The organism is Zhongshania aquatica (assembly GCF_027257955.1).
Taxonomy (GTDB): domain Bacteria; phylum Pseudomonadota; class Gammaproteobacteria; order Pseudomonadales; family Spongiibacteraceae; genus Spongiibacter; species Spongiibacter aquatica.
This window is the reverse complement of the sequence record NZ_JANZNQ010000036.1, coordinates 1-21,910: the sequence shown is the minus strand read 5'-3', so window position 1 is coordinate 21,910 and position 21,910 is coordinate 1. Positions and strand designations below refer to the sequence as shown.

General features: G+C 48.4%; 20 protein-coding genes. 9 read left to right on the top strand and 11 right to left on the bottom strand.

Annotation, left to right across the window (positions count from 1 at the left end; translation table 11 throughout):
- Positions 1-99: 99 nt before the first annotated feature.
- The 6 genes from O9X78_RS18990 to O9X78_RS18965 all read right to left on the bottom strand — a co-directional run bounded on the left by O9X78_RS18990 (position 100) and on the right by O9X78_RS18965 (position 6,911).
- Complete coding sequence (locus O9X78_RS18990) at positions 100-252, bottom strand: hypothetical protein (RefSeq protein WP_269621307.1); 153 nt, start codon at positions 250-252, stop codon at positions 100-102.
- Between the two features lie 201 nt (positions 253-453).
- Positions 454-1,089: a hypothetical protein gene (locus tag O9X78_RS18985; RefSeq protein ID WP_269621306.1), complete on the bottom strand. Its 636-nt coding sequence runs from the start codon at positions 1,087-1,089 to the stop codon at positions 454-456.
- Positions 1,090-1,103: 14 nt separating this feature from the next.
- On the bottom strand, positions 1,104-2,120 hold the full coding sequence (locus O9X78_RS18980; RefSeq protein ID WP_269621305.1) for a 5'/3'-nucleotidase SurE: 1,017 nt from the start codon (positions 2,118-2,120) through the stop codon (positions 1,104-1,106).
- 270 nt (positions 2,121-2,390) lie between these two features.
- The gene (locus tag O9X78_RS18975; RefSeq protein ID WP_269621304.1) at positions 2,391-3,551 is read right to left on the bottom strand and encodes a helix-turn-helix domain-containing protein; all 1,161 of its coding nucleotides are present in this window, start codon (positions 3,549-3,551) and stop codon (positions 2,391-2,393) included.
- Between the two features lie 154 nt (positions 3,552-3,705).
- Positions 3,706-5,811 carry a PQQ-dependent dehydrogenase, methanol/ethanol family gene (locus O9X78_RS18970; RefSeq protein WP_269621303.1) on the bottom strand — a complete coding sequence of 702 codons (2,106 nt, stop codon included), beginning with the start codon at positions 5,809-5,811 and terminating at the stop codon, positions 3,706-3,708.
- A 203-nt stretch (positions 5,812-6,014) separates the two neighbouring features.
- Positions 6,015-6,911 carry a Dyp-type peroxidase gene (locus O9X78_RS18965; RefSeq protein ID WP_269621302.1) on the bottom strand — a complete coding sequence of 299 codons (897 nt, stop codon included), beginning with the start codon at positions 6,909-6,911 and terminating at the stop codon, positions 6,015-6,017.
- Positions 6,912-7,047: 136 nt separating this feature from the next.
- Between O9X78_RS18965 and gshA the strand changes: the two genes are divergently transcribed.
- From gshA to O9X78_RS18940, 5 genes are all read left to right on the top strand, one after another.
- Positions 7,048-8,613 carry a glutamate--cysteine ligase gene (gene gshA, locus O9X78_RS18960; RefSeq protein ID WP_269621301.1) on the top strand — a complete coding sequence of 522 codons (1,566 nt, stop codon included), beginning with the start codon at positions 7,048-7,050 and terminating at the stop codon, positions 8,611-8,613.
- A complete protein-coding gene (locus tag O9X78_RS18955; protein ID WP_269621300.1) occupies positions 8,610-9,227 on the top strand; it encodes an acyl carrier protein phosphodiesterase in 618 nt (205 codons plus the stop codon). Before gshA ends, O9X78_RS18955 begins: the two co-directional genes overlap by 4 nt.
- Before the next feature lie 100 nt (positions 9,228-9,327).
- Positions 9,328-9,822: a disulfide bond formation protein B gene (locus O9X78_RS18950; protein WP_269621299.1), complete on the top strand. Its 495-nt coding sequence runs from the start codon at positions 9,328-9,330 to the stop codon at positions 9,820-9,822.
- Positions 9,822-10,184, top strand: a complete 363-nt coding sequence (locus O9X78_RS18945; RefSeq protein WP_269621298.1) for a CidA/LrgA family protein — start codon at positions 9,822-9,824, stop codon at positions 10,182-10,184. Before O9X78_RS18950 ends, O9X78_RS18945 begins: the two co-directional genes overlap by 1 nt.
- Positions 10,181-10,876 carry an LrgB family protein gene (locus tag O9X78_RS18940; RefSeq protein WP_269621297.1) on the top strand — a complete coding sequence of 232 codons (696 nt, stop codon included), beginning with the start codon at positions 10,181-10,183 and terminating at the stop codon, positions 10,874-10,876. The genes O9X78_RS18945 and O9X78_RS18940 overlap by 4 nt, the downstream gene beginning before the upstream one ends.
- On the opposite strand, the gene O9X78_RS18935 is transcribed toward O9X78_RS18940, so the two are convergent.
- The 3 genes from O9X78_RS18935 to O9X78_RS18925 all read right to left on the bottom strand — a co-directional run bounded on the left by O9X78_RS18935 (position 10,869) and on the right by O9X78_RS18925 (position 14,092).
- Complete coding sequence (locus tag O9X78_RS18935) at positions 10,869-11,531, bottom strand: YoaK family protein (RefSeq protein WP_269621296.1); 663 nt, start codon at positions 11,529-11,531, stop codon at positions 10,869-10,871. The genes O9X78_RS18940 and O9X78_RS18935 overlap by 8 nt on opposite strands.
- Positions 11,532-11,710: 179 nt before the next feature.
- Positions 11,711-13,168: an NAD-dependent succinate-semialdehyde dehydrogenase gene (locus tag O9X78_RS18930; protein WP_269621295.1), complete on the bottom strand. Its 1,458-nt coding sequence runs from the start codon at positions 13,166-13,168 to the stop codon at positions 11,711-11,713.
- A gap of 54 nt (positions 13,169-13,222) precedes the next feature.
- A complete protein-coding gene (locus O9X78_RS18925) occupies positions 13,223-14,092 on the bottom strand; it encodes a CPBP family intramembrane glutamic endopeptidase (protein WP_269621294.1) in 870 nt (289 codons plus the stop codon).
- A gap of 183 nt (positions 14,093-14,275) precedes the next feature.
- Here O9X78_RS18925 and O9X78_RS18920 point away from each other — a divergent pair, with 183 nt between their 5' ends.
- The 3 genes from O9X78_RS18920 (at position 14,276) to choxAB (ending at position 18,294) form a co-directional block, all read left to right on the top strand.
- On the top strand, positions 14,276-15,013 hold the full coding sequence (locus O9X78_RS18920; RefSeq protein WP_269621293.1) for a lipoprotein intramolecular transacylase Lit: 738 nt from the start codon (positions 14,276-14,278) through the stop codon (positions 15,011-15,013).
- A gap of 145 nt (positions 15,014-15,158) precedes the next feature.
- A complete protein-coding gene (locus O9X78_RS18915) occupies positions 15,159-16,658 on the top strand; it encodes a flavin-containing monooxygenase (protein ID WP_269621292.1) in 1,500 nt (499 codons plus the stop codon).
- 10 nt (positions 16,659-16,668) lie between these two features.
- A complete protein-coding gene (gene choxAB / locus O9X78_RS18910; protein ID WP_269621291.1) occupies positions 16,669-18,294 on the top strand; it encodes a cholesterol oxidase in 1,626 nt (541 codons plus the stop codon).
- 8 nt (positions 18,295-18,302) lie between these two features.
- On the opposite strand, the gene O9X78_RS18905 is transcribed toward choxAB, so the two are convergent.
- Complete coding sequence (locus tag O9X78_RS18905) at positions 18,303-19,322, bottom strand: AraC family transcriptional regulator (RefSeq protein WP_269621290.1); 1,020 nt, start codon at positions 19,320-19,322, stop codon at positions 18,303-18,305.
- Positions 19,323-19,639: 317 nt separating this feature from the next.
- Between O9X78_RS18905 and O9X78_RS18900 the strand changes: the two genes are divergently transcribed.
- On the top strand, positions 19,640-21,844 hold the full coding sequence (locus O9X78_RS18900; protein WP_269621289.1) for a TonB-dependent receptor: 2,205 nt from the start codon (positions 19,640-19,642) through the stop codon (positions 21,842-21,844).
- Here O9X78_RS18900 and O9X78_RS18895 read toward each other — a convergent pair.
- Positions 21,810-21,910 (bottom strand): transposase domain-containing protein (locus O9X78_RS18895; protein WP_269621308.1); only part of this gene is annotated, 101 nt, incomplete at its 5' end. The genes O9X78_RS18900 and O9X78_RS18895 overlap by 35 nt on opposite strands.

Here is a 21,910-nt window from a genome sequence, read left to right as displayed (position 1 = left end):
TCCGCGTTTCCGAAGTCGATGCGCCTGTCGGCGTTTTTCTTCAAGAACTTCTAAGGATAATTTTCTTGCATCAATTTTTTCGTCCATTCGCGCATTATATCAGATACTTTTGATCGCCGGGTTAATACCAGCATCAATACTGATAGCTGTCGAACCCATCTTTTCGGCTGGCGCTGCTGCTTTATCATCTGAGCATGCTACTAGAAAAAACGCTGCAAATGTCAAGCTGCTTACGGTCAGAATATTTTTCATAATGTTTCATAGCCTATTCAGAAAATTGACATTGTTAGGACTTCGAACCAAAAATTAAGTTCCAATAACAATTTTTTAATTAATACTCTATGTAATCATCCATGATTTTTCCCCACATAGATACTAGTTGTAAAAAATTACAACACAAGCACTACCCTTAATAGTGCTTGTGTTAATAGCGACACATACTAAAAATAAAATTTATTCTTGATAGATCCAAAGATCCATAATTTCTTCACCCCTGCTAGCAATCAATCTAAACACAGCTGGCTGATAATCACTATCGATCACCAAAACACCGTCCATTTCTTCCGGTAAATCGCAATTTTCAGATGTCAGTGCCACTGCGAGCAATCCTTCTATATCGCCTTCCGAGACCGTGCCTACAATATGACAATCTCCTGCCTCAGCGGTTAATCTACCGTTGCTGCCAAGGGCAAATTTCACAACTTGATCTAAGGAGGTTTTTGTCACAAAACCACTTGGCAATTCAGCCAAACCGATGTTCTGATCCAAAACCGGCGTACTATTTACAAGTTTTATCGTCGTATCTTCGCGAATATTCGGCACCGCAGTCCACTCACCATTCTGTGTACGTCGGTAGATTTGTGCGACTTTGCCATCGACACTCTCTATAAACACAAAACGGCTATTACCATTACCTGCGTAATACTTTCCGATAGACGGTGAATTCTCATCGCCTACACTTACTGTGTATCGCCCACTTTCAAGCTCATCGACGGTCAGTTTAGCGGTGCTGCTTTTTCCGCCGTTATCGTCGCAAGCGACAAGAAACGACACGGCAATCACCAAGATAAAATAAAATATATTTTTCATTTATTGTCCCTCACCTATTTTGACAGCAAATCGCGTAAACGAAGCTGCAACCATTGCTGACCATATTGACTATGATCATAAGAGAGCTGCATAGCGGTAACCGATACCGCGGACTCTGAAACATGGGCTTCGTCTGAGGCTTGGTCTGGATCAATCTCGCCATCTGCAAACCGAATGGATACACCGGGAAAGGTGAACGAACCTAAGCCTTGCGATTGCGCGAAGGAGTCTTGCGACAAGTCAGATACAAATACAAATTCTAATTCCTGAGCACTGCCAATGCGTGAGAACTTGAATGCGGTGGTCGCCGTTACGACATCCGGAAAATTAACGTTTAATAGCATTCTTTCCGGTAGCAAAGGACCACCGGCTGCCTTAGTGATTAACACATCCAAAAGCTTCACACTCAGATTGGCGATCACTACTGAGTCTGGACTGTCATCGTAATTACCGGCCTCGTCTTTAACGCCCTTGCTTTCAATTCCACCACTTAGCGCGATAGCTGGCACTCCGCGACCACCTGCAAATTGAACGTTATTTACCGTGCCTGAGGAGCTAACAATATAGCCTGTATTCCGCCCTTCGTTCGGGCCGGAAAGCAACAGATCAGGATACTTACCCCAGCGAGCTTGAGCGAGCACATCAAGGCCATATGCGGTGGCCATCACTGGAGTACCATTCACATAATAGAAGTCGCTGTAGTCATAGCCATCTTCGACTTTTGTGATTTGACCAGCGCCGGGATCGCCTGCGGCGGCAGCATTATTTAAACAGGCATTGCTTAGCGGCGTTAAGGGACGCAAAAACTGAACGGCACCACCCATTCCGCTTTGACCCTGACAGGGTGTCGATACGAGCACATCATGGCCTGCATTCTTCAACGCGGTATATAGCGCTTTTACATTGCTAGTAAGTCCGTCGTCGTTACTCAAAAGAATATTAAGCGCTGACGCTGAAGGGGAAAACACGTTTAGGCTTGTAATTACAACACTGGCTGTGATGATTTGTTTTATCGAAAATCGACTGTTCATATTCCAAATTCCTATCTCAACAATTATTGTTTTGGCGATCAGCCGATACTCTTGGCACTCGGCTTTCCGTACTAATCGTGGATTGGAACTTGCGTGTGTACCTCTTGCTTTACAAAGTGAGAGTACATAGTGTGTGTTTAGACAACGCACTCCTTATTGTTGAATAAGTTGATTACTAACAATCACTTAAGTAAATAATGACCACTCTCACTTTATAAAATGAGAGTGTTGGCAGCTACTAACTTATATGCACAACTATGAATTCCCAGACTAGGTCTCCCTTTTCACTTTACTTGGCACCGTCTCGATCATGTACTGCTTCGGTGTATGTCCTGTCGACTTTTTGAACTGTTTGTAAAATGCCGACTGAGAATTGAAGCCTGATTCCAACGCAATAGTAATTATCTTGGCGTTAGGCTGCTGTGCAAGGAGCCGAATCGCCTGCGCAATTCGATATTCATTTATAAACTCAAAAAAGTTTTTACCGGCATATTGATTAATTATTTGGCTTAAATGATTTGGAGGTATTTTCGCCATCTCAGCCAAATCGGAAAGTCGAAGGTCATTCTTAAGGTAGGGTGCGCGATCCTCCATCAGCACTTGCAAATCCCGCCACAGCGACTGTGCTAGCGTTTGCGTAAGTGAGCTTGTTTCATACTTGCCTGCGTTGACACCGGAGGCAAGATCATGCGTGTCGTCGATGTTATCAAGGCGCTGTTTTTGGCTAGCGAAAATATCGGGCTGAATAACCGCGGTGAAACCGATCAAATAATAAATTACCACGATAGACGCAGTGTAATAAATTGAACGCGGCCACAGCTCGATGCCGGGTAACAAGCGAATTAAACTGATTGCCAATCCGAGCGCTAACAAACTCAAATACGCGCATATTAAGATCCGCAGCCATCGCAACTCAATGCGTTCTTTATTAGAAAATTCATTCTCTATGGCCAAGGTATGTGATCGCGTTAGTTTTTCTGCAACAACTAAATACGCGCCTTGCAAGGCATAAAGTAAAATTCCAAACACCGCCAACGGCGTCGGCGGCCAACCACCGCGAGCATCAGCCAAGGCGCGCGCATCGATGTGAATTGCGTCTTTCATTAAATAAACCAAGACAAAGAACGGCAGCAATAAGAGCAAATTTGCTGCCGTAAACTGGTAGCTTGGCGTCACCATCTTTTTCACATAAGCAAGCAAAAACACCACGCTGCAAGACGATAGCGAAATCAGCAGGAAATTCGCATTCCTAAGATCTAGCCATCGATAGTGACTAAATAAGATAGACGCGGCCGTCGTCATTTGACAGATCAACGAAACCGCCAATAAACGATTAGCAATCTTATGACTATCATTTTTAAGAAGTAGCGCTGGAATAATAAATATACCAAGCACCAATGCGCCCAAGGCGAGAAAAGCCGAACTATTCATTTACCGTCAGAATTATTATTTAAAGAACGCCGAGAATCAGGGATCGTGCGAATCATGTCAACCGTCACAACCCACAGATTTTAACAAGTGAGCAAGCACAGCGAAAATATTTTGTAGACGGTGGCGGCAGAGTATCTGGCGCCACAACGCAAACCTATTTTCTTATTTCCAACTTAGCTTCTAGTCCATCGTTCGCTGCCGAGATGATAAAGGCGCGCAACGCTGCTAAATCGTCCTTGCTTATATTGCCTTTAAATGACGGCATACCTCGGGAGGTTAAAGCACCATCAATCACCACCGCTTGCATAGCATCGTCTGTAACTAATAGCGGTGACCAACGTAAATCTGGAATCAGGCCGCTAGAAATGACGTGGTCGCCATGGCAAACCGAGCAATTGGTGTCGTAAATAAACTTACCCTTGGCAATAGTTGCCACATCGGCGTTGGATGTTGGTGGCGTCGGTTTCGCTATATTGGAATCCGCCAAGGCGGGCAGTGCAGCTTTAGCACCGAGTTTAAATACCATTAAGCGGCCAACCCCGGGATCGCTTTCGGCAGGAAATAGCCCGCCGTAAAGCAGCGCAAACACACCGCCCCAGCCAGACGCCACGGCAATATACTGCTCGCCGTCTAACTCATAGCTGATCGGCGGCGCGACAATGCCGGTTTGCGCAAAAAAGTCCCACACGCGCTCACCGGTATCGGCGCGGTAGGCGACTAATTTGGCATCCGCATTGCCTTGGAAAACCAAACCACCTGCGGTTGAAAGCACGCCACCATTCCATGGGCTATTGTGTTCCACCTGCCAAACCGGCTTCTGGTTTACTGGGTCCCATGCCAAAAGTCGGCCTTTTACGGCGGCTTTTACCGCTTTAAATTGTGCGAGATCCGTGGGTAGCGACGCCATGGAACTGTCTGACCCGGTATTCCATCGTCCTTCCTTATACGAGAAACCTTGATCATCCGCGTAAACAAAGGGCGTTTCCAACACAGGAATATAGACTAAGCCAGTACCCGGATTAAACGACATAGGGTGCCAGTTATGTCCGCCCATTGGCCCCGGCAACTGCAAGTATGGCGCCTTACCGCCCCAGCGCGCACCAGGTACTTCTACTGGGCGCCCAGTTTCCATGTCGATGTGGCTAGCCCAATTCACCGGCACGTAATTTTTAGCTGATAGGAGTTCCCCGGTAGCGCGGTCTATTACATAGAAGAAACCATTTTTGGGCGCCTGCATGATGACTTTGCGGTTTTTTCCGTTTATCTCCAGATCCGCCAAAATCATGTGTTGGGTTGCGGTGTAATCCCAGGTCTCACCGGGTGTGGTTTGGTAGTGCCAAACGTATTCACCGGTATCGGGTCGCAAAGCCACAATGGAAGAAAGGTAAAGGTTATCGCCACCACCGGGGCTGCGAATATTTTGATTCCACGGAGAGCCATTACCCACGCCGACATACAGTAAATCTAGCTCGGGGTCGTAGGCCATGGAATCCCACGCCGTGCCGCCACCGCCGTACTTCCACCACTCGCCATTCCAAGTCTTAGCGGCCTTGGCCATCTGTGGACTCTCAAAGCCCTCTTCCGGATTGCCGGGAACGGTGTAAAAGCGCCAGAGCATCTCGCCATTACTAATGTCGTAAGCCGTGACATAACCGCGAACGCCATATTCCGCGCCACCATTACCGACAATCGCCTTGCCATTAACAATACGGGGCGCGCCAGTAATAGTGTAGGGTTTACTTTGATCTACGGTAATCACGTCCCACAGCTTTTTGCCGGTTTTGGCATCGACCGCCAATAAACGGCCATCAATGGTGCCGGTAATAATTTTGCCGTTGGAATACGCCACGCCGCGATTCACCGCATCGCAACACAAGTCAGCCGCTTTACTGCGGTCTACCTGCGGATCAAATTGCCAGAGCAGCTCGCCAGATCTCGCGTCCAGAGCAAATACTTTATTCCACGTTGCGGTGACATAGATGACACCATCAACCACCAACGGTGTTGCCTCAATACCCCGACTGACGCCAAAGTCAAAAGCCCACGCTAAACCTAATTGATCGATATTTTCGGGTGTAATTTGTTTTAGAACAGAAAAACGTTGCTCCGCGTCGGTTCCGCCATGCTTATTCCACTCCTTTGCAACGACCGGCGCAGCATCTAACGCGGGTGGCGCTGGTGTTTTTCCGCAAGCGACGACTAGTAACGACGCACAAACTAAACCCGCGCAACGCAAGGCGGGCAGATGGATCTTTTTCATTATTATCCCCATGTGTTAGCTGATCACTTAACAGATGTGAACAATGCCAAGCAAACTCTTCCGAGTAAAGTAGTTCCGTATTGGACGGGGAGCTATCAGTCGCGCTTCAGGAATACATAAAAGGAAAGGCTGACAAATTTTAGGCAAAAAAAGAGCGCTCATAAGAGCGCTCAAAAATACCTAGAGTAGGAGACTTCAAATGATTAGAGAGACCCTATTAAAGAAAGTTCAGCCGCCGAGGGAGCAAACCAGTAATTTCCACTCACAGGGGTAGAGAAATCAGTCAAATGATCGTGAATACCGTCGCCACTCACCCCAAACATACTCTGCAATATATTGTCGAATCGACGAATATCGCAGCTAAATGCCAGAAAATATAAACCATGTTCTAATACGCCGCCATAGGGCACACTGCGCCGATATAATTTTTGCGACACGCCATTTATTTTCACATCACTGCGGCTTACGTGGGAGTTTTCAGGCATTACATCATCTTCAAGCTCAATGCTGTCTGGTTTAGTGCGGCCTATCACCGCCTCCTGCTCAGCCTGACTTAGCGCGTGGAAGGATGACAAATGATGGACCCACTGTTGGCTCAACACATAACTGCCACCGGCATGGGGTTCGCCTTCGGGAATCAGCGCTACCGTTTGCTGACCGCGCCCTTTCGGGTTTTCGGTACCGTCGATAAAGCCCGTTAAGTCACGGGAATCTTTATACAAAAAACCGATTTTCTCTAACTGCAGCATCGCCACCGGCGCCAAGACACCGGTCGCTGCCATCGCCGCATCGAAGTTAGCACTGTGATTATCACCGTGCAGCCACAATAAAATCCCTCGTTGCGTAGCCGGTGCAACACGCTTACCTTCCCCAATTGCAGCGAAGGGTTTTAATTCTGCAGGGCTGCCTGCGGGGGCTATCATTCGCCAGCAATCTGCACCAAACGCCCACACTCTATTAACACCAACATTGCTTAGCGCGATAGCCTTAGCCAGTGTTTCACTAAGCTGGCCAGCGCCAATACCGTCTATCACGGTGAATTCCAAGAAAAAATGGGAGGTGCTCCCTTCAGCAAAAATACCGGCTTGCGGTTCAGACATCATCGTTCTCCTTATCCAGCCCATTGTTTTATCAGTACTTTATAAAGATGACAATCCCGTCATTCACAACGCTTGTTCGCAAACCTACACGGATTTACACTTAGCGGCCTTTTCATGCTCCGCTGAGGACGCAATTTTGGCCACATCGCTAGAAACAAGACTGGCATTTTTTGCAGCTACCGAAAAACAACATTTATTAACGCAAATCCAACGCGGCATTGAGAAGGAAAGCCTCAGAGCAGACCAAAACGGAGTTCTGGCACAGACAGAGCATCCCGCAGCCTTCGGTTCGGCGCTCACGCATCCGTCAATCACCACCGACTTTTCAGAGGCGCTGCTAGAGTTCATTACGCCAGTTAGCAACTCTATAGACGACACCTTAAACGAGCTCGATGCCATCCATCGCTTTGCGGTCAGCGAGTTGAAAGATGAAACTATCTGGAATGCGAGTATGCCCTGCCGTCTTGGCGAGGAAGACGACGCTATTCCGGTAGCGCGTTATGGCATCAGCAATACCGCCACCATGAAAACCCGCTACCGCCTTGGCCTAGGTCATCGCTACGGTCGCAAAATGCAAACCATCGCGGGAATTCACTATAATTTCTCGCTGCCTAAATCCGTATGGCAAGAACTCCATACCGCAGAAAATAGTGATCTTTCGCTAAAAATCTTCATCACCAATAATTACTTTGGCATGATCCGTAACTTCCGCCGCTACGCGTGGCTACTGATCTACTTGTTTGGCGCCGCCCCCGCCGTATCTCGCTGCTTTTTAAACGGCAAACCCCATCAATTGGAAGCCCTTGGTGAGTACACACTATACGGCCCCCACTCGACTTCTCTGAGGATGGGTGATCTCGGCTACCAAAGCGATGCCCAGAAAAATCTGCACATTTGCTACAACCATTTAGATTTCTATGTAGAAACACTGAAAGGCGCCATCACCACCTCGCACGGTGACTACGAGAAAATCCCACGCGAAGAACAGCTGTCTTCTGGCCTACTGCAAATAGAAAATGAGTTTTACAGCCCCATTCGCCCTAAGCGTGTCACCGAGAGCGGCGAGATTCCTCTCGGCGCATTGCGACGCGGCGGAGTGGAGTACATAGAGGTGCGCTGTATTGATGTGAACCCCATGTTGCCAGTGGGTATTAACGACGAGCAAATTCGCTTTATCGACGCATTTTTACTGTTCTGTCTCTACCAAGACAGCCCGCCGTGTGACGACGATAACAATGCCGAGATCAGCAGTAATTTACTCGCTGTGGTGAATCGCGGACGCGAGCCGGGCTTAATGCTTGATCAGAGCGGCAATTCTCGCCTAATGACGGAATGGGCAGAAGAGCTCATCGGCCAAATCAGTCGCATTGCCGCGCAACTCGACACGGCGCATGACACAACAGCCTATAATGAAAGCTGCACTGTGCAGTTAGCCAAAGTTCACGATGTGTCGCTAACACCCTCGGCGCAAATCGTCGCGGCATTAGAGCAACGCAATGACAGTTATTACCACTACGCCATGGCGCAATCCGTCGAACATGCCAAGGTATTTCGCGAGCGGGGCCTAAGCGAAGAGGAACGTCAACGCTTTGCGAGCCTGCGTGAAGACTCTATGGCAGCTCAAGCCAAGGTTGAGGCGGAGCAAAGCGAGAGTTTTGACGAGTACCTGAGCCGCTTCTATCAGCAATACCAGGATCTGTGAATTATCTCGCCCACTTCCATTTGGCCACGGCGGTCGCAGGACGCTGCGACTTAGATCCACAGGGCCTGCTGATCGGCGGGCTTCTTGGCGATTTTGTCAAAGGGCGACTGCGAGGAGACTACCCCAAAGAATGGGAAGTTGGTATTCGGCTTCACCGTCGGATTGATGCGCTCACCGACAGCCACCCACTGGTAGTCGAATGCCTAGATCAACTCCCGTCGAGCTACCGGCGCTACGGCGGCATTATGCTCGACGTGTGTTTTGACCATTGCCTTAGTCTGCGCTGGAATGACTTGCACCCAACACCAATAGAAATCTTTACCCAACACTGCTATCAGCAACTCTTAAATAGCAAAGACAAGTACCCCCGTGCTGCTATGCGCCAAATCGGTTTTTTGGCCGACTACGATGTACTAAGTAAAATGGACAGCTGGAATAATATCGAAGCCATGCTAGGCCGTATTGCCAAACGAGTGCCAAGGGAAAACCCGCTAAGCTACTGCGGACATGAACTCGCGCGATTACTGCCGTTTATTGACCAGCAATTCGGCGCTCTTTACCCCGCATTGCTAAGCCAATTGGCAGAAGAATTTAGCGTGCCAGCGAGTCCTTAAAAAATCGCCGAAACCGGCACTAACAACAGCGACCAAGGTCGTACTTGTCAGCATTTACACAATCCCCTACTGTATGGCGCTTACGAAGAGAGAAAACACTATGTCACTGACGCCCCGATGGATCTATGCCTTTATTGCCGCCAGCTGTTGCTGCCTATTGGGCTACGCGCTTTACACACAATATTTCGATGGCCTGCACCCTTGCCCACTCTGCATAACCCAGCGCGCCTTTTTCGTGTTAACCGCGCTGGTTGCACTTATCTCCCTCATTGCCAACCCTCACCAAAAAGGCCGCTATGTCGCCACGGGGTTGATGTTGGTCACCACCATTGCAGGTGGATCGGTAGCCTATCGCCAAGTGTGGCTGCAAAGCCTGCCACCAGACCAAGTGCCCGCCTGCGGCCCCAGCTTAGAATATATGTTCAGTAACCTGCCCTTTGGTGAAGCCTTTAGCACCCTAATGCTGGGCGACGGAAACTGTGCAGAAATCGTCTGGACCCTCTTTGGCCTAAGCATGCCCAATTGGTCTATGTTTGCCTTTATCGGACTAGGCTTGGCGGCCATTGTCAGCGCCCTGCCCATGCTAAAGCGCTAATGCTTGCTGGCTTCCTAAGCCTTATCGGCTGCCAACTACTGGGTGAGTTTATCCAGCGGGCGCTCGGGCTACCACTGCCCGGCCCTGTCATTGGCATGCTGATACTGTTTATAGGCCTTTGTATTCGCGGCGACGTACCAAAAGATTTAGAAATTGGCAGCCAGCGACTTATTGAATTACTGCCCATGCTGCTGATGGCACCCGCCGCCGGTGTGTTTTTTCTGGGTGCCGGCTTTGCTGACCAATGGCCCGCGTTTATCGCTGCGGTCACTTTGGGCACACTCTGTACACTGGTTTTCTGCGGATTATTAATACGTTTCCTGCACGGTCGAACAGATAAAGACCGGAAAGACCGCGCATGAGCGAACTATTACACGGGCCACTATTTGCGATCACGCTCACCTTATTGGCTTACCAAGGGGCGATGTTTGTATATACCCGTAGCGGCCGCCTCGCCCTGTTTCACCCCACAATCAGTGGTGCCACATTAATCGCAGCGGCGCTAATGCTGCTGCAGCAGGACTATCACGCCTACTATCAAAATATTAACTGGCTGACGTTTTTATTAGGGCCTGCTACCGTCGCGCTGGCCGTTCCCTTGTATCGACAACTCCATCTATTGCGGAATATGGCAGGGCCGCTACTCATCACTGTTACAGTCGGCGCTATTTTCGCGTCCGCCTCTGCGCTGATCATTGCCTGGCTATTTGGCGCCAATCACAGCACCTTGTTATCCCTCACCACCAAATCTATCACTACGCCCATCGCGATCACGGTGACCCAAGACATTGGCGGTGTCACCACCATCGCGGTGGCGTCGGTCATTCTCACCGGCGTAGTGGGTATCACCACAGTGACATGGTTATTCGAAAAACTAGATATTCAAGATGATCGGCTTTGGGGATTTTGTCTCGGGCTGTCCGCCCACGCTATTGGCACCTCAAGGGCCTTTGAACGCAGTCCCGTGGCGGGCGCCTTCTCCAGTTTAGCGCTATGCTTAACCGGCACGTTCACTGCGATATTTGTGCCCTTTGCTGCGCGCTGGTTTATGTAATTTTATTTTTTAAGTAGCTTCGATACACCGCCGCTAAGATGACGCAAATACATCCCGGAACCAGTAAGGCTTGAAATTTAAATAAGATAAACAAATACGCGCCAAGGGTGCCGCCGAGCACAAAGCCAACAATAATATGTGTAAAAAGCGCCGCCTTTCGTTTATCAAACGCCTCTCCTTTAAGCGCCGCACCGAGCATAAGACCAAGGTCAGTAAAAATACCCGTTAAATGGGTTGTACGGATTACCGCGCCACTATAAGTGGTCGCCAAGCCATTCTGAATACCACAGGCCAATGACGCGGCTAACTGCCCGGAAAAATAACCTTTCGACAATAAAAATAACGCGACAAAAATAAACATCGCCTCCAAGAGTAAGGCGATGTCGTAACGGCGCCCAAGTTTTAAACGACCACCATGGAGTAAAAAACCAGATATCGACGCGCCCGTAAAAAAGGCAAACAATATTCCCGCTAAATGCAGTGTATTTTCAAAGGAATCACCCAAGAAACTGGTGCCGAGTAATGTCGCTGTACCAGAGAGATGGGAAACCGATTGATGTTCAAATCCCAAAAGGCCGATCGCATTAATACACCCGGCAACTAGTGCCAAAATAAACGCGCCGTATTCAATCCACCTGGGTAACTTAGATAGCAAAATTATTTCTCATCCACCAACGACGCAAACTTTTCCTTCATCCCTGCGCGAATAGCAGGGAAGATAATCACCCAAGCTTAGCACTATTGTGTGCCTGCACAGACATTATTGAAGTTTAGACGACTCGTGCCATCGCTTAAAAAGCAAAGACTGAAAACCTGAAATGCCGTCAATTGTTTTTACTCAAGCCCACCCATGCACATATATTTGAGGACCTGATATTCATCAATACCATAGTGCGAACCTTCGCGGCCAAAGCCAGACTGTTTTACACCACCGAAAGGAGCGACCTCATTTGAAACTAAGCCAGTGTTAATACCAACCATTCCGTACTCTAATGCTTCGGCCACTTTCCATACCCTGTTAATATCGCGACTATAGAAATAGCTCGCCAAGCCAAACTCAGTATCATTAGCCGACTGAATAACTTCATCGTCGCTGTGAAAACGGAAAATAGGCGCGAGTGGTCCAAAGGTTTCTTCACGCGCAATGCACATATCTTGGGTCACATTAAGCAATACCGTCGGCTCAAAAAAATGACCGCCTAGCGCGTGACGCTTGCCGCCGCTTAATACCGTGGCACCCAATTCGACTGCGTTGCTAATATGTTGCTCAACTTTTAAAACGGCATCCTCATCAATAAGCGGGCCCAGCGTAACACCTTCATCAACGCCATTACCCACCTTCAAGGCGTTAACCGCGTTAGTTAGTTTTTCTGCAAAAAGATCATAAACTTTATCATGCACATACAACCTATTTGTGCACACACAAGTTTGCCCAGTGTTACGGAATTTAGATGCCATAGCGCCCTCTACCGCGGCATCTAAATCTGCATCGTCAAACACAATAAAGGGTGCGTTGCCGCCCAGCTCCATCGACAATTTTTTTAATGTCGGCGCGCACTGCGCCATTAGGGTTCGGCCGACTTCAGTCGAGCCGGTAAATGATAATTTACGCACTATGGGATTAGATGTCAGCTCGGCGCCTATAATACGAGACTTACCCGTTAATATATTTAACACCCCAGCAGGAATCCCCGCTTCCTCCGCTAGAACTGCCAAAGCCAATGCGGTAAACGGTGTTGCATCTGCAGGTCTCACCAGCATGGTGCAGCCCGCCGCCAAGGCAGGTGCTGCTTTACGCGTTATCATCGCGGCCGGAAAATTCCATGGGGTGATAGCAGCACAGACTCCGACTGGCTCTTTCACCACAATAAGACGTTTATCGCTAGCGGGGCTTGGAATTACGTCGCCGTAAGTTCGTTTTGCTTCTTCAGAAAACCACTCTATAAACGACGCCGCGTATTGAACCTCACCTCTAGCCTCCGCAAGAGGTTTACCTTGCTCTGCGGTCATGATCTGGGCAATGTCTTCGGCGTTATCTTGAATCAGAGTAAACCAACGGCGCAGTAACGCACTTCGATCCTTCGCCGTGCGCTTGCGCCATGATCTCCAAGCGACCTCGGCCGCAGCAATCGCATCTCGAGTTTCCAATTCGCTGATGCAGGGAATGGTGCCTATTAACTGGCCTGTAGCAGGGTTATAAACCGACTTAACATCGCCAGACGCGGCGTCGACCCAATCACCATTAATATAAGCTTGCTGCCGAAATAAGTTTGCTTTGTTTAAAGAAAACATAATTTTATCTCTTAAAATAATAACTTTCTAAAATAAAAACTGTATTTAAAAATCCTAAAACGGCCAGACCACCTTTGGGAGCCGCCCTTGTTGAACTAATGACGCGACATCCATCCCCACCGCCACACCGGCGTGGACAAAAAAGCCGCCCCAAATTGATTTCGACCGCATCGCTAATAGGCCTAAAAACAAACCAAAAGAAATGGCGCCGAAGGCCTCTGGCCATAACTTCGGAAAGTGAATCATCAAATATGGCACGCACATTATCCACACGGCATTGGCACCAACAGCAGGTCGCAATGCCTGCAAAAAGAAGCCACGAAAGAAAAATTCTAGACATATAAACTGCGTTAAATACAACAACTCCCACGCTACAAAATCAAACCAACTACGACCTGCTTGTTTATAGAAAGGGTAATGAGCCAAAAAATCTCGGTTAAACGAGGCTATCACAATAAACACCAAAATTGGCGAAAGCAGCAAGGCGTATGCACGCCAATGCTGGGATGTGGTATTCCAACGCCAACCGAAATTGACGACTTTATCGCGGAGTAAATATCTAATCACTATAGCGGGAATGACCACGTAGCCAACAATATGCCAGAATGTCCACCATCCATAAGTAACAAGTTCTAAAAATCCCGTTTGACGCAATTTTAGGTAGAGATAATTCGGTGATTTTTCCGCCACGCCGCTAAGTATTTTCAAAAGCTCTAGGAAGACACTTGAATATTTAAGGTAATGTATAAGAAGCAGGCATAATGAAACGCAGGCAAGGACAGTAAACACTCTACGCAGTGCCTGCGGACGATCAAGACTATAGCTAGGTGATGACCCATCAATGTCATCTAATATCTGCATAATCCGCCGAGGATGTAGGCTGGCAAGAATACCGATTGATCTAGCTGGTTTTGTTCTGTCCATGAAAGATTCTCAAAATGAAAACGCGTGATCCCAGTTCAACAGGATGCAATTATTCTATGATGCTATAGTTACACCCCGTAGCAAACAGAAAGGCACACAATACTTAAACTCTGCCGCACGCTGCCCACTATCGTGCGCCCCCTAACTGAGACCGCTAAATGATTCGTAGCCGCCAACCGCGTCATGCTCGCTAAACTCGTATTACCCCTGCGACACCTCGCTTACAGCACCTTGTGTCTCATTACAGGCCTATACTTAAGTTGGCAGGCCTTATTGGGTGTCGATTTCTTTTATGGATTTTGGCACGACAATATCGGCATTGCCGAGACCATCGCGGAAACTGGCCCGGAAAATCGCTATCGCGTAGGCTTTGAGCAAACCGACCGCGCACAGCGTATACACATATTCCACCAAATTTGCGTCGCCATTACCCATCAGGGTGAAGGCTTAAAAGACATCACATACTCACCAAGACCAAACACGAAAATACCCCTGCTACATCGAGCAGAAATTGTTCACCTACAAGACGTGGCGAACTTAATCACGCTTACCCAAAAAATTGCGCCCTATGCAATCACGCTATGGTCTATTCTGATAGCGCTATTCTTAGTCAAGCGCTGGCCACTACCCAACTACAAACAAATACTCGCGGTTAACTCTGTATTAATAGCGGGTCTTGCGGTGGCGGTGATATCAGTGGGCTGGGTTGAAGTCTTTTACGCAGCACACCGTTGGATATTTCCTGATGATCACCAATGGTTCTTTTTCTACCAAGACTCGCTGATGTCAATGATGATGCAGGCACCCGACCTGTTTTTGTATATTGGCATTACTATGCTGTGTATGGCCATCATGTTCTTTGTTTCACTTCATCTGGGGCTTAAATTGCTTAATCAAAAGCGTGGTGTGAAAGCCACGTAATCACGTCTTCCATCGGCATTCCTCCGAAAAACCGCTGTCCGAAATTCTACAGTCAGTGTCCGTCCCCCACATAGAACGATCTGCGCATCACTATATGATGGCTATTCTCATTTTCACATGATAAGAAAAATAGCAGGATCGCTTTATGGCCACTACAGAGTTCAATAACACATTAGACGTTAAGGCAACCCAAATTTTAATTGTCGGCACTGGCTTCGCCGGTCTTGGTATGGCGATCCGCTTAAAAGAAATGGGCATCAGCGATTTCATTATTATTGAACGCGCTAAAGATGTCGGCGGCACATGGAGGGATAATCGCTACCCCGGCGCGGCCTGCGATGTACCGTCCCATTTATACTCCTTCTCCTTTGAACCTAATCCAGACTGGTCGCGGGTATACCCCACCCAACCTGAATTAGAAGCCTATTTAAGAAAGGTTGCCGACAAATGGCAATTGCGCCCGCATATTCGTTTTGATCACACCCTAAGTGAAGCCCGCTACGACGATACCGACAGCAGTTGGCTGGTCAAAACATCTGGGGGAAATTTTAAGTCCCGATTTGTGATCAGTGGCAATGGCGGTTTAGCAGAACCAAAACTGCCGGATATACCCGGCGTAGAAGCCTTTGCGGGTCATCATTTTCACTCCGCAAACTGGGATCACGACTACTCGCTGCCAGGCAAGCGGGTTGCGGTTATTGGCACCGGCGCATCGGCTATCCAGTTTGTACCAGAAATTGCGGGCATACCGGCAAAATTGTCTGTATTCCAGCGCACTCCGAACTGGCTCATTCCGCGTGGCGATCGTCCCTATAGCCGCATTGAAAAATGGCTTTTCAAACATATTCCTATTACGCGCAAAATAATCCGCGCCAAGATTTACTGTCAGAATGAATCGCGGGTACTTGGCATGGTCTTGCACCCATCCCTAATGAATTTATTTCGTCGTTCGGCCATTAAACATATTGCGCGTCAGGTAGCAGATCCCGCACTTAGGTCCAAACTAACACCCGACTATCCCATTGGCTGCAAGCGAATTTTGGTCTCCAATGATTGGTATCCAGCACTGCAAAAGCCGAATGTAGACGTGGTGACCAAGGGTATACGGGAGATTCGCGAGCACAGCATTATTACCCAGGACAATATTGAACATGAGGTAGATTGTATTATCTTCGGTACGGGTTTTTACGCCACCGACAACCCCATCGCCGCGATGATTTACGGTCGCAATGGCGAGCAATTATCGCAAACTTGGCAGAACGGCGAAGAAGCGTATTTGGGTTCAAGCGTGCACGGTTTTCCCAATTTATTTTTTATCGTGGGTCCAAATGTCACCCTTGGGCATAGCTCGATGGTATATATGATTGAGACCCAAGTTCAGGCGATTAGTCGAATACTGCAAGCTTCCGACGAAAGTAATTCTGCTACAGTAGAAGTGAAATTAGACGTACAGCGAGAATACAACGAAGGCTTACAAAAATTATTGGGCGGCTCGATATGGGCGACCGGCTGCGACAGCTGGTATAAACACCGCTCGGGGAAAATAACGCAGTTGTGGCCCGGCTTTACCTTTACCTTCCGTCGTCGCAATAGAAATTTTAAGCGCTCTGACTATATTTTTAGCGCAATAAAAAATAACAATTAGGTGGACGATTATGGCTACTGAGTACGATTTCGATGTCATTATTATTGGCTCCGGATTTGGGGGCAGTGTCTCGGCTTTGCGCCTTAGTGAAAAGGGTTACTCCGTTGGTGTAATGGAAATGGGTCGCCGCTGGGGCCCCGAGAATATGCCGCCCACCAACTGGAAAGTATGGGACTTTTTATGGCGACCCCTTCTTGGTTTACGCGGTTTTTTCAGTTTACGGTTTTTTAAACACGTTATGGTCTTGCACGGCAATGCGGTGGGAGGCGGCTCAGTAACCTATGCAAATACCTTATTGGTACCGCCGGACTCTGTGTGGTCGGATGGTAGCTGGCAGGGTTTAGACAATTGGCAGGCCGTCATGCCCGATCACTACGCCACCGCAAAACGCATGTTGGGCGTGAATAAAAACCAGCGCTTTGCTGCCGCCGACCATGCGCTGGAAAAAATGGCCATCGCCCAAGGAAGACACGACACCTTTTACAAAACCGATGTCGGTGTTTTCTTTGGCGACGAAGACGACGTAGGCGGCGGTAAAGTGTATGCCGACCCGTATTTTAATGGAGAAGGTCCGGAGCGCTCAAGCTGCATAGGCTGCGGTAGCTGCATGACCGGTTGTGTCCATAACGCGAAAAATTCTCTAGATAAAAATTATCTTTATCTTGCTGAGAAAAAAGGCGCGAGCGTTTTTGAACAGACCCGTGTTAGCGATGTACAACCACTAGACGGCAAAGACGGCGAAACAGGCTACGAGATATTCACCCGTCACGGCACATCGCTATTCACAAAAAATAAACGTCGCTTTACTGCTAAGAAAGTTATTTTTGCCGCGAGCTCCTTAGGTACACAGGAGCTTTTGTTCAAACTCAAGCAATCGGGGTCAATGCCCAATATTTCTGATGAACTTGGCAATCGCGTTCGCACCAATGCAGAATCCTTACTCGCGCTGCGCTTTTCTGGTGGTGAGGATATGTCAAAGGGTGTGGCCATTGGTTCGGGTTTCTACCTCGATCAATACACCCATATCGAAGCCACACGCTACGGCAAAGGCCACGATTTATTGAGTTTATTATTTACGCCCCTCACCGGTGGTAAACCCGGTTTACTTAGGCCGTTTTTATGGCTGGCGACGCTTTTAATGTCCCTGCTGCGTCATCCCATAAAAACGCTGCGCGCTTGCAACCCCTTTGGCTTTGCCAAAGAAACGATTATTTTTCTATGTATGCAAACCGTTGATGGGCATTTAAATATGCGCTATCGCCGACCTTGGTATTTCCCCTTTACCAAGGTCTTACAAACCGAGGGCGAGCCCATTCCGTCCTTTATTCCCGCCGCGAATAAATTTGTGGCCGATAGTGCCGAACAAATGAATGGCACGGGCGCCAGCATGGTGTCGGAAATATTTTTTAATATTCCAACCACGGCTCATTGTATGGGTGGCTGCGGCATGAGTGAGTCAGCAGAGAGTGGCGTAATTGATAGCCAAAACCGCTTGTTCGGATATCAAAATGCCTATGTTTGCGATGGCTCAATGCTAGGTGCCAACCTCGGCGTGAATCCCAGTTTGACGATCACGGCCCTTACTGAAAGGGCAATGAGTTTTATACCAAGTAAAAATACCCTCGCAAGCAATTAGGCGCGACACTATGCAGCGGTGCCTCGCTTTCGCAACGCCCCCGGCGTTTGGCCGCTCATGCGCTTAAACGCTTGGGAAAAGCTAGATGCATCGGCGTAGCAGAGCCGTTCAGCAATTTGTTCGACACTAAGCCGGGTACCGGTCAACATTTCTTCCGCAAGAGTCATCCGGATTTCGTCAACTAGCTGTCGAAATGACGTGCTCTCTGCGTCCAACTTTCTGCGCAGGGTGCGCGATGTCATACACAACGATTCTGCGACCAACTCCATATCCATCGTCATCGGCTTTTGACGCAGGAGTATGTCGCGCACCTTTCCAGACACACCTTTGCGCGCCGAGCGTTTAGCAATAAGCTCCGAGCACTGCTTATCTAGCAAACTCGCCGTGGTATCGTTGCCAACCATTCTTGGCTCATCCAAAAGCCGGCGTGGAAATATCAACGCGTTTTGCGGCGCGGAAAAATCGACCCTACCACGGAAAAACCGCTGATATAATTCATGATGCGGTGGCGGCGCATGTCTAAAGGTCACCCATTCCTCGGTCAGCTGCGGCCCTACAATTTCGCGAATAATCAGCATGGCCGCTTGAATCTCTCGCTCTATTGAGAACAAAGCCACATCTGCCGGTAGATCAGAATTATCAAACACTAGGCTAACGTATTCCCCAGTCTCTTCTACGGTAAATCCGGAAAAAACAAAGGTCAGCTCCTGATAAGTTTGCGATAACTCAACGGCCTTGCGCGTAGTGGGACTACTGGCTAGGGCAAAACCCCAAATTCCGTAAACCGACAAGTGATAACGCTCACCCGCGTATAAACCAACACCAGCCAAATCCGGTAATTCACGTATCAAGTTACGAATGACCATAAGCTCATCGCTGGCTTCAACGATGGTCTCGGGGTTATTTAAGCTCTGTTGATTTAAACCCGTGTTCAGTAGCAAGGCAGATTGCTTTGCACCGTGTTCAACGCCTAAGGCGACCAGTATTTGTACACTTGTGACGCTACGACAGAAGTCCCAGGTTTTCATTTTTATTTGCACTTTTTGACTGTTTAATGAAATCAAAACTCGTTTATTTGTCGTACACACTCCGGAAAGGTCGATTGAAGCTAGATGAAATTTTGTCCGCCAGACCCCAGAAATGTCCGAATTTCTACATAGCTTATCAATTATAATGAGCAGTTACATAATACTTTTAACGTTTGATGTCGCACTTTCGACATCTTGTTCTAGTATTAAGACCAAATAATAACTAATACGTCATAAGACTTTAGGTATATACGATACACCTCACAAGTGGATTAACAGCCCAGTCTTTGAGTCGTCATCATTTTAGGAGTACACCCGTGCCCGTTTCGAAATTCACACGCCAATTCCTTCTCAATACCAGTTTAAGTAGCTTGGCCCTGCTCACAGCAAGCCATGCCACTGCCGCGCCAGCATTAGAAGAGGTTCTAGTTACGGCCCAAAAACGCAGCGAAAGCGCCCAAGATATTCCCATTGCTGTGACCGGTGTTAGTGCCGATATGCTAGACAAGCTTGGCTTTAGAAACGCCAACGATGTGTCTGCACAAGTACCTAATATGCAGGTCAGTGGCCCCTACGGTGATGTGCAACCGATATTCTCTATACGCGGTGTGAGCATGTCGGATTACAGCTCTAACCAAGCCAGTCCTATTGGTGTCTATGTGGACGAAGCTTACTTAGGCCCCGTATATAGCCACGGTGCAAACTTCTTCGATATCGAGCGTCTGGAAGTACTGCGTGGACCACAAGGGACGCTATACGGGAAAAACACCACAGGCGGCGCAATCAATATTATTACTCGCACCCCCGGATTTAGCGGCGAAGGCAGCACGTACATCAAAGGCGGTATCGGGAGCTACAACGCCACCTCACTCGAGGCCGGCACCGAGGCCGTATTAATTGACGACGTACTTGCCGCACGAATTTCAGGCAGTTTAAAGCGCGACGAAGGCTATGCTGAAGTCGTTGGCCAAGATACCAACGCGGCGCAAACCGATTTCCAAGGCCTTCGCCTCAGTCTCAACTGGATTATTAACGACAAGCTAGACGCAATATTAAAAATCACCAAGTCGGGCAACGATTCCCTAAGTACGCCTGTGCGTCATGAGGCCCGCACAGACCTGCGCGGCACCGGATTAGAAGGTAACTCCAATGGTTTTATAGACTATATAGGCTATTCAAGCGGTACCCGTAACCTCGACTTTCATGAAACTGAAGCAAACCGGATCGGCGCATTGATTACCAATACCGAACTGACGGTGTTAACCATGAATTACAACGCCGACAACTACACGATTACCTCGGTCAGCTCCTATATGGATGCCGATTACTACCAAATGGCAGACACCGATGGCAGCCCCAACGGCTTGCTGGAAATCACCTGGTCTTCAGATTCTGTGAGCTTCAGCCAAGATCTACGTTTCACCTCTAACTTTGATGGCATGTTCAATATCATCGCCGGTGTATATTACGGCAGCGAAGATTTATACATGCAAAATATTTATGACATATTCGACCAAATTCCTGATGTAAGAGTTGGTATAGCCGAACCAGATGCTATTCCAATTTTTCCATATTTAATTGACTTTGGCATGATTGATCAGCGCTTGGAAACCAAGAAAACCACTGCAGCGGTTTACACGCAAATGCGCTTCGATTTTACCGCGAATTTCGGCATGGATTTCGGGCTTCGCTACACCGAGGACGACAGCACGCTCAGTTATTTAAATATTTCACGACTTGGCAACGACGGTTCCCCACGGGGTAGCTATGTGCCCGGCAACACCACCGGAACAGACAATGCGTGGATCACATTGCCGTTAACAACTTTCGATTTACAAAACCTACTCACCAATCCAACGGCGCTTACCAACTATCTGCAGGCGGGTTACACTCACGGAGCCTACACACTGGATTCAGCACCAAGATTGGATGCACCAGAGCAGGAGTTCACCGGTAAACTCGGCCTCGATTATCGCTTTAGCGATGATTTAATGGTCTACGGTAGTGTGAGTCGCGGTTATCGCGCCGGCAGTTATAACGGCGGTGTGTACTACCAGCCACGGCCTATCGAAACCGCTTATGCTTCACCGGAGTTTATCGACGCCTATGAAGTTGGTTTCAAAGCCGACATGGCCGAAGGCAGTGTGCGTTTAAATGGCGCGGCGTTTCTCTATGACTATACCAACCAACAGTTTATCAACGTGGTCGGTATTTCTAACTTCCTAGAGAACGCCGGAGGCTCTCAAATTCTGGGGGCAGAGCTTGAGTTGTGGGCACGGGTTACCGAACGCCTAACATTACAAGCTGCGGTAGGTGTACTTGAAACTGAGTACACTGAATTGTCACTTGCAAACACCCAAACTATCGCCGATCAAGAAGACCGTGTTGATCTATCAGGAAACGAGTTAATCTCCGCGCCAAAACTAAATGTGAGCTTCTCTGCTGACTACGACCTGCTTATTGTAAGCGTCCGGCAAACCCACATTGCTACGGCCGCCAATTATGCGGCAGTAGTTCGCTGATCTTTGACGCACGCTGTGTCGGCAACCTTTCCATTACGTCTTTCAGGTAGGCCTGGGGGTTGAGGC